This is a genomic window from Gemmatimonadota bacterium (assembly GCA_021295815.1).
Taxonomy (GTDB): domain Bacteria; phylum Gemmatimonadota; class Gemmatimonadetes; order Longimicrobiales; family Gaopeijiaceae; genus JAGWBQ01.
In genome coordinates this window covers 41,422-54,967 of the sequence record JAGWBQ010000017.1, presented here as the reverse complement: position 1 = coordinate 54,967, position 13,546 = coordinate 41,422, and the positions used below count along the sequence as shown (strand labels likewise).

General features: G+C 65.0%; 15 protein-coding genes. 4 read left to right on the top strand and 11 right to left on the bottom strand.

Annotated elements, in window-relative coordinates; translation table 11 throughout:
- The 3 genes from J4G12_08235 to J4G12_08225 form a co-directional block, all read right to left on the bottom strand.
- On the bottom strand, positions 1-565 hold a 565-nt coding region (locus J4G12_08235), incomplete at its 3' end, for a hypothetical protein (GenBank protein ID MCE2455783.1).
- On the bottom strand, positions 562-894 hold the full coding sequence (locus J4G12_08230) for a hypothetical protein (protein ID MCE2455782.1): 333 nt from the start codon (positions 892-894) through the stop codon (positions 562-564). The genes J4G12_08230 and J4G12_08235, both read right to left, overlap by 4 nt.
- 641 nt (positions 895-1,535) lie before the next feature.
- The gene (locus J4G12_08225) at positions 1,536-1,985 is read right to left on the bottom strand and encodes a BlaI/MecI/CopY family transcriptional regulator (GenBank protein ID MCE2455781.1); all 450 of its coding nucleotides are present in this window, start codon (positions 1,983-1,985) and stop codon (positions 1,536-1,538) included.
- A 510-nt stretch (positions 1,986-2,495) separates the two neighbouring features.
- Between J4G12_08225 and J4G12_08220 the strand changes: the two genes are divergently transcribed.
- Complete coding sequence (locus J4G12_08220; protein MCE2455780.1) at positions 2,496-3,734, top strand: AAA family ATPase; 1,239 nt, start codon at positions 2,496-2,498, stop codon at positions 3,732-3,734.
- Positions 3,735-3,927: 193 nt separating this feature from the next.
- Here J4G12_08220 and J4G12_08215 read toward each other — a convergent pair whose 3' ends face one another.
- The 8 genes from J4G12_08215 to J4G12_08180 all read right to left on the bottom strand — a co-directional run bounded on the left by J4G12_08215 (position 3,928) and on the right by J4G12_08180 (position 9,912).
- Positions 3,928-4,242 carry a YbjQ family protein gene (locus J4G12_08215; GenBank protein MCE2455779.1) on the bottom strand — a complete coding sequence of 105 codons (315 nt, stop codon included), beginning with the start codon at positions 4,240-4,242 and terminating at the stop codon, positions 3,928-3,930.
- Positions 4,239-4,664 carry a hypothetical protein gene (locus tag J4G12_08210; GenBank protein MCE2455778.1) on the bottom strand — a complete coding sequence of 142 codons (426 nt, stop codon included), beginning with the start codon at positions 4,662-4,664 and terminating at the stop codon, positions 4,239-4,241. The genes J4G12_08215 and J4G12_08210 overlap by 4 nt, the downstream gene beginning before the upstream one ends.
- 9 nt (positions 4,665-4,673) lie before the next feature.
- Positions 4,674-5,243, bottom strand: a complete 570-nt coding sequence (locus tag J4G12_08205; protein MCE2455777.1) for an RNA polymerase sigma factor — start codon at positions 5,241-5,243, stop codon at positions 4,674-4,676.
- A 12-nt stretch (positions 5,244-5,255) separates the two neighbouring features.
- Positions 5,256-6,389, bottom strand: coding sequence for an aminotransferase class V-fold PLP-dependent enzyme (locus J4G12_08200; GenBank protein ID MCE2455776.1), 1,134 nt, complete (start codon positions 6,387-6,389; stop codon positions 5,256-5,258).
- 180 nt (positions 6,390-6,569) lie between these two features.
- Entirely contained in the window at positions 6,570-8,177 is a 1,608-nt protein-coding gene (locus J4G12_08195) for an amidohydrolase family protein (protein ID MCE2455775.1), read from the bottom strand.
- A gap of 133 nt (positions 8,178-8,310) precedes the next feature.
- A complete protein-coding gene (locus J4G12_08190) occupies positions 8,311-9,093 on the bottom strand; it encodes a nucleoside-binding protein (GenBank protein ID MCE2455774.1) in 783 nt (260 codons plus the stop codon).
- 119 nt (positions 9,094-9,212) lie between these two features.
- On the bottom strand, positions 9,213-9,398 hold the full coding sequence (locus J4G12_08185; protein MCE2455773.1) for a hypothetical protein: 186 nt from the start codon (positions 9,396-9,398) through the stop codon (positions 9,213-9,215).
- A gap of 73 nt (positions 9,399-9,471) precedes the next feature.
- Positions 9,472-9,912 (bottom strand): hypothetical protein, encoded by a 441-nt coding sequence (locus tag J4G12_08180; GenBank protein MCE2455772.1) that lies wholly within the window; start codon positions 9,910-9,912, stop codon positions 9,472-9,474.
- 132 nt (positions 9,913-10,044) lie between these two features.
- Between J4G12_08180 and J4G12_08175 the strand changes: the two genes are divergently transcribed.
- From J4G12_08175 to J4G12_08165, 3 genes are all read left to right on the top strand, one after another.
- Complete coding sequence (locus J4G12_08175; GenBank protein ID MCE2455771.1) at positions 10,045-10,734, top strand: hypothetical protein; 690 nt, start codon at positions 10,045-10,047, stop codon at positions 10,732-10,734.
- A gap of 102 nt (positions 10,735-10,836) precedes the next feature.
- The gene (locus tag J4G12_08170) at positions 10,837-11,991 is read left to right on the top strand and encodes a hypothetical protein (protein MCE2455770.1); all 1,155 of its coding nucleotides are present in this window, start codon (positions 10,837-10,839) and stop codon (positions 11,989-11,991) included.
- A gap of 136 nt (positions 11,992-12,127) precedes the next feature.
- The gene (locus J4G12_08165) at positions 12,128-13,357 is read left to right on the top strand and encodes a hypothetical protein (GenBank protein MCE2455769.1); all 1,230 of its coding nucleotides are present in this window, start codon (positions 12,128-12,130) and stop codon (positions 13,355-13,357) included.
- Positions 13,358-13,546: the final 189 nt, after the last annotated feature.

The following is a 13,546-nucleotide window of genomic DNA, read 5'->3' as shown; positions in this document are numbered from 1 at the left end:
CGTAGTCGCTCGGCGGGAAGGAGTTGAGGACGACGCCGACCCGGTCGACCTCGTGCACCGCGCGATCCTCGTGGCCTCCCAGGATGAAGATTCGGCCTTCCATCGAACACCCGGCAGAGGGCCAGAACGGCAGTTGGTGGCGTCCGATTTCGCTGAACGGCCCTGTCGCGTCCCGAGCAAACAGCTGCAGGGTGCGTGCACTTCGGTTCAGGAATGCGAGAGTGTCGTCGGCGATCCGGAACAAGGCGGTGGGGTCCACGAACTCTTCCGGACCCGGACCCCTGCCACCGAAGGTGAATGCATAGCCGCCCTGGTCGTCGAAACCGACGGCTCGTGCCCCCTGGCCATCCAGAATCACCACGTCGCCACGTTCGATCAGCGCAGCTGACCGGATGCTTCCGAAGACCTCTTCCGCGGGCGCCTCGTATTCGCCGATCCGGGTGACTTCGGTCCAGTCGCCTAGGAAGGGACCGGGCGGGAGAAGGTCGGATTCGGGAACCCCGCACGCTGAAAGGAGAACAAGCCCAAACCCCTGCTGCGCCAGCTTCATTGCGAATCGGCTCATTGGGGCGCCCCTTCCGGCCTCCGGAATCTCTTCACCACCACGTACGGCACATCGAGGGCGTCCTTCTCCACAAGGGCAACCAGCCCGTCGGGGCCGAACGCCTCGGGCGGCGCGGTGGAGCCGGCCGCGAATGTCCCCAGGTAGCGTCCGTCGGCCGTGATCAGATCGATGGGGTCGTCCCCCGCCCCTTCCTCGCTTCGGCGGTGGACCCATACGGTCCCTTCCCAGTCCGTCCTCAGGGCGAGCACGACCGGCAACTCGGGGTAGAACTCCAAGGACTCGATCCCGGCGCGCTGGGCCTCGGTCATCGACTGAACGGCCGCCCGCATCGCCGAGCACAATGCCGACACGCTGCCGGAAGGTGAGCCTCTTGTGGGCAAAATTCTTCATGGTTTCCAACCTTTCCTTGAGTTTGAGCGATAGCGCCAACAGGCTCGCCGCCACCGCAGGCATCGGGAATTGCGTGGGGGTGGGCCTTCCAGCAGCTCCACCGGCCGGCGGACGCCGATTTGTTCGGCCAGGTTGTGCAGCACTTTCCGCGGGGCCGGATCGTCGACCCGCGCGGCCACCCGCCGAAGCCTCCGAAGCTGTCGCAGGTCGGTCGCCAAGAGGCGAGCCGCCCTATCGCCGGCAGGACAATCGCGAGCGTAGCCGCGCCGAGCAATACCAGGGCGATGTCCGCGCCAGGGGGGCCATCGGCGGCGAGGACGACGCCACCCGTAACCGATGGCGCCATTGCAACTCCGTCCGCCGACAGCACCGGGCTGACGGGGGCAGGCGCGACCGGCAACAACCCCGGAACCCACGGCGCCGCCAGAACCGCAGCGCCTGTCGCAGACGGTATCCGGCGATGGGGTGAAGTCCGCGCACCCGCGCCAGCACGACCACCGCCACCCCGGCAAGCCCCGTCCAGGCTACGACAGGCGCCCAGAACGCCCGCACGCTCGCGCTTCCGATCCCTTCCGGAAATTCAGGCATCCTCTTCCTCTTCCTCGGCTGCAATGCGGGCCAGCATCTTCTGGATCTCCGCGCTCTCTTCCGCCGTGAGCGTCTCGCCGCGCACCAGGGTCTGCACCAGGGCGGCGGCCGACCCGTGGAAGACCTGGTCGAGAAGGTCCTGCACGAGCTCCTGGCGAACCTGCGCGGGCGGACGCGCGGGCGTGTACATGTATCGCGACTCGCTGCTGTCGCAGTGCAGAAATCCCTTCCGCGCGAGCTTCTTCATGACGGTCATCACGGTGGTGTAGGCGACCGGACGAGCCTTCAGGATGCTGTCATGCACATCGGCTACCGACGCCTCCCCCATGGCCCAGACCCGCTGGAGCACCTCCATCTCCGTCTCTCCCAGCCTGCTGAGTGATCTGCGTCTCACTTCTCCCTCCTGTGCGGTTGTCGCTGTGATCGCACTGCATACTACCATGGTAATACTATCGTGATCGGACCGCAAGTTCGAGTCGCCCCGGCGGACGGTCAGCACGTGGTCGGTGCCGATCGCGGTGGCGTGACGGAACGCCGCTCGGTAGCGACCGGGATTCCCGCCGATCAAACCTGGTTTCCCGCTTTCATGATTTGACGGGAACGGCTATAGGCCATCGGCAAGAGTGGCAGATCGTGCAGTCCCTATTGAACTTACCTGATCTCTTGCCGTGATTCGAGCCTCAGCCGTTCCGCCTACGCGCCAACCCGAACGTCCCTGCATTTTTGGCGGACCAAGGCCGGCTCCGAGGTCGACTTCATCATCTACGGAAAGACCGGCTTCCACGCCATAGAGGTCAAGAACGCTCGGCGCGTCCGCGCCTCCCACCTTCGAGGGCTGAAGTCGTTTCGCACCGACTACCCCGTGTTGCGTCCGGCCTCGGATTCAGATATCGTTATACGTCTGGCTAAATTTAGATTTTATCCTAACGACACCTGACGAATCGGAGTAACCATGAACGGCGTAGCGTTCCGAAATCCGTTCCGTCCCGGGGCCGGCCATACGCCCCCTTATCTCGCGGGCCGAAAGGAGGAGCGGCGGGAGTTTCTCAAGCTCCTGAACCAGGACGTCGTCCTCTCGAATCTCGTCCTCACCGGGCTCCGCGGTGTCGGGAAGACCGTGCTGCTAGACACCTTCAAGCCTTTGACGGTGCACGAAGGCTGGCTCTGGGTGGGCGCGGATCTTTCCGAGAGCGCGACCGTCGACGAAGAACGTCTGGCCACAAGGATTCTCAACGACGTCGCTTTGGCGACGTCCAACTTCGTCTACGAGAGGCGGGAGGTTCGACGTCTCGGTTTCGATCGCGAAGCGGACCTGTTCGAGGCCACCCTAAACCATCAGACGCTTCAAGCGGTTTACGAGCAGGCGGGCGGCCTGGTGGCTGATCGCCTGAAAGCCACGCTGACCTTCGTTTGGCAGGCTCTGCGGGCATCGCCGAACCCGCCTCGCGGCATCGTGTTCGCCTACGACGAAGCCCAGAACCTGGCCGACCATGCCAGGAAGGACGAATACCCGCTCTCGGTGATGCTGGACGTGTTCCAATCCATCCAGAGACACGGCGTGCCGTTTCTTCTCGTCCTGACAGGGCTGCCCACGCTCTTCCCGAAGCTGGTCGAGGCCAGAACCTACTCGGAGCGGATGTTTCGCGTGCTGTTCCTGAGTCGTCTGGATCCCTCCGACGTTCGAGAGGCGATTACGAGGCCGATTCAGGAGGACGGCTGCCCAATCCGGTTTACCGAAGAATCCGTTCGCCAGATTGAGCAGCACTCCGGCGGATACCCGTACTTCATCCAGTTCATCTGCCATGAGGCGTTCGATGTATTCATGTCACAGATCACTACAGGTTCCAAGCACCCGAATGTCCCGATCGATGCGATCACCGCGAAGCTGGACGGCACCTTCTTCGCGGGCCGATGGTCGAGGGTCACTGACCGGCAGCGCGACCTCCTGCACGTAGTTTCGAGACTGGACGACCCCGAGGCCGAGTTCACCGTTCAAGAGATCGTGGAGCTCGCACGGAAGCTGTCGGTGAAGGCGTTCAGCCCCAGTCATGCGAGCCAGATTCTCGCGGCACTCATCAAATCGGAGATCGTCTTCAGGAACCGGCGCGGGAAGTACTCGTTCGCGGTTCCTCTTCTCGGAAGCTTCATCAGGCGACAGTACCCGGTCGAACAGACCGAGCCGATCAACTAGAGCCGTCCGTCGCGAAGGGGCGATGGCGGCCCGCTCCACGCGACCGAGAGGGCGTCTCCGAAGTTGGCTCTCTCGCAGAAAGTCAGCGACCCTTGCGTCCTGGCCGTCGCCGCCCGACCGGCATGCCGCCCGCGAGACCTTCCCGAAGATCTTCAATGGTTGAAGCGAGCCGCGCGATCCTGCCCATCCCCCCCTACTCCAGCGTCACCGCGGTTCCGTACACCAGCATCTCGGCGGCGCCGCTGGCCACCATCGAGGTCTGGAAGCGCACGGTGACCACGGCCTCGGCTCCGAGCATGACGGCCTCTTCCACCATGCGGTCCACCGCCTGTTCGCGAGCGACGGCCAGCATTTTGGTGTACTCGGGTATCTCGCCCCCGGCGATGTTTCGCAGGGCGGCCATGATGTCGGTACCGATGTGGCGGGTGCGGATCGAGCTTCCCCGGACGAGTCCGAGCGTCGTCCTGATCCGTCGTCCGGGAATCACCTCCGTGGTGGTCAGAATCATCGTTCGACGTCCCTGTACTGGTCGCGCGGCCACTGGCGCAGCCGCTTGTAGATGATCGAGGCTAGGAGGGTGAGCGATCCGATGACGATCGCCGCGACCGAGAGCTTCTCGAAGAGATCCGCGGACGAGGCCGCGAAGGTGTACGCGCTGTACGAGAGCCAGGCCACGGTGCCGGCGATCAGGAAGATCCACCCGACCGGACGCTCGAGCCTGTGGCCCACCTTGTCCCAGGCCGAAGCGGCGCGGGATTTCGAGCGCAGCGGAAGTTCCCGCAGCTCCTCGCGCATCTTGCGGTATAGCTCCACCTCGCGCTTGAGCTCGGTGGATTCGGCCATCCTGGCCTTGAACTCGCCGCTCTCCTCGGGCGTCATCTCGCCGTCGAGGAACCGCATGATGTCGTCCTTCGAAATCTGATCTCTCATGGTACGTCCTCAGGTGTCTCTCCCACCGAGTCTTATTATAGCATCTCGGAGAGCAGTTCGCGCATTGAAGAGCCGGCTGGCGACGGTGCCCTCCGGCACGCCGAGCATCTCCCCGATCTCGCCGTAGCGGAAACCCTGGAGTTCCTTGAGCACGATGACCTCGCGGTGGTCGGCCGAGATCTCGCCGAGACCTCGCCAGAGCAGCTCGCGCGCCGCGTTCTTCTGCCGAATCCTTTCCGGGTGGGTCGCATCGCTGGCGATCGTCGTGGCAGGATCGGGTTCGTCGAGGAGCTCGCGGGCGAATCTCGCCTTCCGGCGTCTGAGCTGGTCCCGGCAGCGATTGCGGAGAATCTGGAAGAACCAGGGTCCGAACGGCTTCCCGTCCTCGAAGGATTCGAGGGAAGAGTACGCCTTGAGGAAGGCCTCCTGAAGCACGTCTTCGGCATCCTCGATATTGCCGAGCATGGCCACGGCGAGCCGCAGTCCGGCCACTTCGTACGCTCGCACCAGCGGCTCGAAGAAGCGGTGCTCGCCGCTGCGACACTTGCGGATCAGCTCGCGCTCGACGTCGGGTTGCAATTCTCCCCGCCTTCAGGTTTGGGGTAGGTCGAAGCCCGTTCTCGCCTGCCCGGCCAGCTCGGAGAGGAGGGCGACCGTCCTTTCCAACTCTTCAACCGTGTTGTAGCAGTGCGGCGAGAGACGCAGGGCTCCCTCCACACCCTTGGCGTCGTAGTCCAGAAGGGCGTCGGCACGCCCTTGGCCGGTCGCATTCACGCCCGCCCGACGCAGCGCCCCGGCGAGCTCTCGGGGCTCCCGGCCCTCCACCGACGCAGTGACTATCGCCGAAAGCTCCGCCCCCCGATCGAGGACCCGGACACCAGGCAGCTCCGCCAGCATTCTCCGCAGCCGGTCCGACAGCGCCCGCACCCGCTCGGAGATGCGGTCGAGCCCCAGGTCGAGGGCGTACCTCGCGGCTTCGCCCATCCCCAGCGCCAGCCCCCAAGCGAATTCCCAGGTCTCGAAGCGACGGGCGCTCGGATCGGGCTGGTAGAGATCTTCGGCGATCCAGCTCGCGCCGCGCAGGTCGGGAAACAGGGGATGGAGTCCCGAGTCGAGCACCCGGTCCGAGACGTAGAGAAAGCCCGCGCCCCTCGGACCGCGCAGGAATTTGCGAGCGGTGGCCGAGAGGAAATCGCAGCCGATCTCGCCCACGTCCAAGGGCATTTGCCCCACCGACTGGCAGGCGTCCACCAGATAGGTGACGCCGCGCGCGCGGCAGATCCGGCCGACAGCCGCCACGTCCTGGACCAGTCCCGAGCTCGTCGGCATATGGGTCGCGGTCACCAGCCTGGGGCGTTGGCGGTGCACGATGGAGGCGAGGGCGTCCGGGTCCACTCCGCCCTCAGGGAGATCGGGCGCGACCACGACTTCTACCCCGAAACGCTCCGCCAGCGAGATGAACTGGAGGTGGTTCGAGACGTAGTCCGCCCGGGTGGCGACGATGCGGTCGCCTGCCCCGAAACGGATCGACGACAACGCGGCGACGAAGGCGGAGGTGGCGTGCTCGGTGAAAGCCACGTTGCGGGCCCGCGCTCCCACGAGCTCGGCCACGGCCCGATAGGCGTCCTCCACGGCGTCGGCAGCGGCTATGGCCGCCTCGTAGCCGCCCAGCTCCGCCTCCAGCCTGAAGTGGTCGGTCACCGCGTTCAGCACCGGACGGGGCATGAGCGCCGCACCGGCGTTGTTGAGGTGGATCCGCTTCTCGCAACCCGGGGTGTCGGCGCGCAGCTCGGCCACGTTCACGGCTGGATCGGCGGGGCGTGGACCAAGCTCCCGCAAGCTGGGGCCCTGCCTCCGAGCACCGCCGGCCCCACTCCGATCGGTCGCGCCGCCCCGCTTCCGCCGCTAACGCTCGCTTATCGCCGTCGAGGCCTTAGCCCGGGTCACCATCTCGCGCACGTCCTCGAGAAGCTGCCTGGCGTCGTAGACGATGCCGTCCTTGATGGTGTACTTGATTCCCCCCACCCTTTCCACCTCGCCGGTGTCGTCGTTTAGCTTGACCGCGCCGGTGCCGTAGAGGACCTTCAGGTTCTGGAGCGGATTCTCGTCGACCACCACGAGGTCGGCCTTGAGCCCCGGCCGGAGCAGTCCGAAGTCGAGCTCGTCCGCGAGCCCCTTCGGCTTGTGAAGCTGGAGAGCGCCGTGGTAGGTGGCGGCCCGGATCACCTCGATCGGGTGGAATCCCGCCTCGCGCAAGAGCTCCAGCTCGCGGATGTAGCCGAAGCCGTAGAGCTTGTAGATGAAACCCGAGTCCGAGCCCGTGGTCACCACGCCGCCTGCGTTCTTGAAGTCGTTCAGGAAGCGCATCCACTTCTCGTAGAACTTGTTCCAGTGGTACTCGTCCTCGCTCGTCCAGTAGAACCAGTACGAACCGTGGGCCCTGCGCGAAGGCGCGTAGAAGTCCCACTGGCTGGGCAGAGTGTAGTCCTGGTGCCACTCCGCCTCCCGAGCCCGCATCACGTCGCGGCTCGCCTCGTAAATGGTCATGGTCGGGTCGATGCCGAAGCCGAGTTCCACCAAGCGGTCGACGAGAGCGTTCCACTGCTCGCTGCCGGGCTCCGCCGCCTGAAACCAGAGCCGACCTACCTGGCCGAAGCGATGCTGCTCGTCGTTGTAGTTGTAGTCGAGCGGCCAGTCCTGGACCGAATAGTCGGTCAACATGGACTCCATGAGACCGTAGTAGTGCGTCATCATGTCGAGGCCGATCTCGGCCGCGTCGATCACCGTCATGCGGGCCAGCCCGGTCTGCGCCAGGTGAGCGACGGTGCCGAGGCCGTGCCGCTTCGCTTCGTCTATGAGCGCCTCCATGATGGGCGGATCGAAGGCGTTGAGCTTGAGGCCGTCGATCCTCTGGCCCTCCACCTCCTGCTCGGCTGCCCAGCGCACCCAGGCGCGGGCGACCTCGGGAGTCCTGACGGGACCTTGGTCCCACCCCTCGCCCGGGCGGGCGTAGGCGAACATGCGCGGCGCCACGATCTCGTTCCGCGCCGCTCGGGCCTTCTCGTTGAGCGCCCACATCATCGGGCCGTGGCCGACGCCGCGGGAGGTGGTGATCCCGTGCGCCATCCACAGCTTGTAGGTGTACTCGGGCTGCGGAGCCTTCCCCGAACCGCCGGTATGCGCGTGCATGTCCACGAACCCGGGCATGACGAAGTGGCCGGAGAGGTCGAGCTCTCTCGTGGCGCCGTTGGGCCGCCGTCCCTCGTTGATCGGCACGCCGGGGAAGCCGACCGAACGCACCTCGGCGATCCGGTCGCCCTCGATCACGATGTCCACAGGGCCCATGGGAGGGGCGCCGGTGCCGTCGATCACCGTCACACCCCGCAGGATGAGACGCTCGTGAGGGCCGTCGCCCTCGTTCGCGCCGCGGGGGGAGGTCTCCTCCATCTGGCCGAAGGCGAGGGAGGGAGCGAGGAGGCAGGCCGCGGTCACGGCGGTCATGATCTTTCGCATGGACATCTTGGGCTGAGGTTGGAGGCGAAGGGTCAGGATAACCTAACGCGATCCTCCGGCCGGGCCCATATCCGCGGGTGGTCCCGGGGCCACGGATCCGACACCCGGGTCACCATCGTACGGGTCGGCCGGCTCAGAACCGCCAGATGGCCAGAAACTGCGGTACGCTCTCCGTGTTGCGGCTGCCGAGCTTGTTCTTCCAGTACTGGTACTCGACCCCGAGGAAGAGTTTGCCTTCCGCGCCCACCAGCCCACCCGCGTCCACCGTGAGCTGCGGCTGCGCGAGCACCCAGAACGGCACTTCCTCGCCGAGCTCGTTGGTGGTGGAAGCCGCGTATTCGGCGTGGCCCGACAGCATGAACTGGAGCGGTCCTCCTCCGAAGACCGCAGTGCCGTTCAAGTCGAAGAAGAAGCGAGCGTCAGTCGACGGGGCCCCGCGTCCGGCCAGTCCCGCGCTCCTGTCCAGGGCCAGGCTGAAATCGGTGTTTAGGAAGAGGAAGCCCGGCAACTTCCACGAGAGGCGCGCGCCGGGGAGTATCTGCAGGATGTTGGGATCGGCTCCGATGTTGATGCCGGGGAGAAATCCGACGTCCCTGATCACTCCGTCGCCGGGTCCGCTTCCGAAGATCGAGCCCAGGCTGAAGTTCGAATACCACTCCATCCACACGTCCTGAACGTCGTGGTCGCGGTCGTCGGGTGCGGTGACGAAGTCGGCGAAGAAGAAGTTGTCGCCGTGGCTCCAGAAGGAGGCGTGCTGGAGGGTCAGCACCCAGGAGCCCGCGCTCTCGTTGGAGAACTGATCGAGAAGGTTGCCGTACTGGAACTGAACCTCGGTCTGAGCCGAGGTCGGCGAGGCGATCGGCATCAGCGACGCGGCGACGACAAGGGTGGTCGCGAAAGTTCTTCGAGATCTCATTGAGGATAGCGCCTGAAGAGGGTTGCCGGGCCGAACGCGGCCCTCCTTCGCCCCCCTTTGTTCACGAATGATCTGGAGGCGAGGCGACGTGAGGCGGCAAGTGCCTTGGATTCAAGGTGCTAGAAGAACCACGAGCACTCGCCAACCACCACGGCGGAGGTGAAGATAGTGGGAGCGGCGTTCAGCTTCAACGGATCGACGTTGAACAGGATGTCGCCACGACGACCGCCGTCCAGACCCAGAGTCGGCGTTCCCGCCTGGAAGAGGTGAAGGACATGGGGTGAGTCTAGCGGTGGAAGAAACACCTCCCGGCATTCGACCGGCGATACAACCGGACTGGGCCCCGTCGCTCAACCTGTTCGCGATGCAAGATCCACGTTACAGTATGTCATGTCCGGTATACATTGTGCCCTTCGGGGATCTCACGTTGCCGTCGTCTTGCTCTCGGCAGCGTGCGGCGTTTCCGACCGGGGCGAGGCAATCGGTCCGGGCCGCGCGGACAGTGCGGGGGTCGAGATCGTCCGGAACACGGATGAGCTGCGGCCTCGCGGGGAACTCGTTCAGCCCGCCGGGCGCGTCTTCGGTTCCGAGGAAGAAGGCCCGGATCTCTTCGGTAGAGTCGGCACCGCTCGATTGCATCGGAATGGATCGCTGTGGATCACGGATTCGCAGGCCCAGGAGATTCGCGTATTCGACCCCGGCTCCGGTGCGCATCTGTTCACGATCGGTGGGAGAGGCGACGGCCCCGGTGAGTTCCGGCGGAGCGCGTTCCTCGGGTTCGATGGAGAAGGAAGTGCCTACGCGTATGACTCTGAGCACCGGCGACTATCGGTTTTTTCCGAGAACGGTGAGTTCCTGCACAGCAAACTGATGCCGTCGTCCCTCGGCATCTCGCCGCGGCCACTTCATGTGACCCGAGCTGGGACCCTTCTTGGCCAGATTCCGCAGGTAATGGAGCGCCTACCGGCAAACGGCTCGACCTTCAGGGATACCGTCAGAATCTGGACGATGCCGTTGGACGGTGCGGCCCCTACTTTGGTGTGGGAGGCCCCGGGCGCACTGTGGTACTTCCGGGATGGAGTGCAGGTCGTCGTGCCGTACACCGGGGTCCTTCCAGCACCTTACGCCGGCGGTTCACTTTGGGGGCTCCGGGACGACCGGGTCTACGTGACCGATGCCGCCGGGGAGGCGTCGTATTCGGTGTACGGCCCGGCGGGTCTCGAGCGCAGGGTCGAGATCGATCGAGCGCCTCGCCAGATCGACGACTTCTCCGCGTCCAAGTTCGTTGAGTTCTTGCGAGGCGTCGGCTTTCCCGAATCCCAGGTGCGCTTCTACGAAAGACACTTGTCCGACATGCCGATTCCCGAAGCACGACGACGGCCCTGGGATGCCGTGTTGTTCACGGATAGAGGCGGCGTGTGGCTCCTGCGGCCTGGTGATGCCGAAGGGGTGACGGTGGGCGTCCCGGAAGACGATCAAGTCTGGGACGTTTTCGACGCCGAGGGCGTCTTCATCGGCCATTTGCGACTGCCCTCCAACGTCTGGCCGGTGCAGGTGAGCGGACAGTCAGTGCTGACGATTGTGCGTGACGAAATGGATCGCAGCACGGTAGCGATCCATGACGTGCGTTGGACGGGGTAACAGTGTTTCGCCTTCCTTGGATGAACATTTTCCGGCACCGGGCGTACGCCGAACGGATGTGGCTTATGTGCAACCGGGTAAATTCAGTGAAGGAGTATTGACATGAAGCGGGTTCCATCTCGACCGACCGTTGCGGCGGCGTTCTTCCTGATCCCGGCCGCCTGCTCGGTGGAGGAGGATTCGGAAGTTGTCCTGGAGGAAGTCCCAACCTACGAGGGCACCATCGAGCTCGAGATCGGCAAACTCGACGGGGAGGATCCCTACCTGTTCTCCTCGATCGGGGACATCGTGGCCGACGAGGGGGGACGGGTGATCGTCACCGACAGGCATACGAGCGAGATCCGGGTCTTCGAGCCCGACGGGGATTTCGCGTTCCACTTCGGTGGCCCGGGGGAGGGTCCCGGCGAGCTGTCGGACCCCAGTAGTCTGCAGTTCGGTCCGGACGGCGAACTATGGGTGCGCGAGAGTGTTCGGTACAGCGTGTTCAGGCTGGAGTCGGAGAAGGCGGAGTACCGGAGGGTGCTCGGAAGTCTGAACCCCGGACATGTCGGTCTCAACGATCCGTTCACCTTCGACGCGGAGGGCCAGCTGGTCGCCGTCGGACCCGTGCGAGGCGACGATGACGTGAGCCTGGAGGCGCGACTGCGACTGCGTCACGACGGGGTCGTGGACACCGTGGTCATGGCGGATTCGGAGCGGCAGAAAGCCGGCCAGAAGACGGTGCCGTTCGAAATGGGGAACATGCGGGGCATTGTCTACGTCCATGCGCCTTTCGGACCGCGGTGGGTTCGCGCCCACGCGAACGGGGGCACATGGGCGGAGGCGGTGAGCACGGAGTATGCGATCAACTACCATGGTCCGGACGGCACCGTTTCCGTGATCGAGGGTCCCGCGCTCCGGGGACCGGCACCGAGCGCGGACGAGCTGGCTGCGGCAGAACGCCAGATGGAACGCGAGCGGGACCGCGCCGGACTCGACGAGCACCCGTTCGGGATTCCCGACCGCAAGGCTCCGCTGGCACGCATGTTCTTTGACGCCGCAGGCCGGTTGTGGATCGAGAAGACGGCGGCGGACGGAGCGGCGATGCGCGAGGCCGACGTCTACGAGGGAACGACGCTGGTGGCAGTGTATCGGTGGCCGAGCCGGGTTCGAGACTTTCCGACGCCCCGGGTATTCGACTCCGCCCTGTACGGGGTTACTGCCGACTCGCTCGGTGTGCAGCGGGTGGCGCGGGTGCGGTTTCGAGCGGTGAATTGAGAGGGCGGGGATCGAAGCCCCGGCCATCCATCCCTACTTCCGCCTCAGACCTATGGTTGTCGAGCGATGGATCGTCAAGAGAGGTCAACGCAACAGCCGGATTGAATCGATCAGGCGGCGGCTCGCAGCGCCCGGCATGGTCCTGCTTTGCGTCGCGACTCTCGCACTGGGCACCTGCGATTCGCCCTCGGAGTCCAGGACCACGATCAGGACCGATTCCGCCGGAATCCCCATCACCACCGCACTGGCTCCCCAGTGGGGATCCGGTGAAGGCTGGACGATCAGCGAGGAACCCCTGCTCGAAATCGGCGCCGTAGACGGATCAGACGAGTACCTGCTCGACGGGGTGATGGGGGCCGTCCGCCTGAGCAACGGCGACATCGTTCTCGGTGAGTGGGCGAGTGGCGAACTGCGCCGATACGACCGAAACGGCACGTTCATGTGGCGAACGGGGGGCCAGGGAGAGGGTCCCGGAGAACACGCTTTCCTTACCTTCGTGGGGTTGTTGCCAGGCGATTCCGTGGTCACCTACGACGGTGCTCTGGGCCGCGTGCAGATATTCGGGCCCGAAGGCGTTGTTGCCCGGACCATGCGCATCGAATCTCCCTGGTCAGGATCCCCGCCGACCAGGGTCGTCGGCGTGTCGGAGCGCCGTCTCGTCCTGATCTTCCAGGACCTGGAGGGGGAGATTCCAATCGGAGTCGTGCGGTGGCCGGGCATCCGGATCACCACTTTTTCCCTCGACGACGGGGCTGTGGCCACGTTGATGGACATTCCCGGAGCCGAGCAATACATCACTCGGATGGAGTCGAGCATCAGCTATCGCGGGTACGAGTTCGGAAGGGGACCCCAACTGGCGACGGCGGGCGGGCGGCTCGCCCTGGTCGATACCGAGGTGTTCTCTGTGCGTTCGGTTTCCCTCGACGACGGTGCCACCAAGGCGATCCTGCGCCGGGATGAGCCGGCCCGGGAGGTGACGTCCGAGGATGTGGAGGCCTACGTCGAATGGATGGCCAGGCGGAACGTCGCCTACGGTGGCTATTCGGAAGAGCAAGCGGAAGCGAGCAAGCCGGTCTGGCGCAAGGCACCGATGGCTCCCACCCTCCCGGTCCTCGGGTCGATCCGTCTGGACGCAGCCGGAAACCTCTGGGTGGAGCCGTTTGCCGTCTACGGTTCCGAAAGGTCCCCCTTCGAGGTCTACGCACCGGACGGCACCTGGCTGGGGTCCGTCGCCATGCCACCGGGGCTAATTCTGGCCGTGGGAAGGGAAAACACCGGCATGGAAATCGGCGAGGATTACGTTCTGGGTGTGTGGAGCGGGGAGCAGGGGGTGGAATACGTGCGGATGTACGGGCTGGAGAAGTAGGCCGGGCGCAGGGCGAAGGTTCGAAAACCGAATCCGGCGAACGGCTCAACCACTCTGACCCGGTTTCCGGCGGGACGGTCCCCCCAGGAGATCATCACCCTCCTCGGGGAAGACAGCCCCCTGACCCCCGACTTCGAGGAGCTCTATCGGGTCGGGTCATCCAAGCTGAAATGAATCCCGAAGCCATCA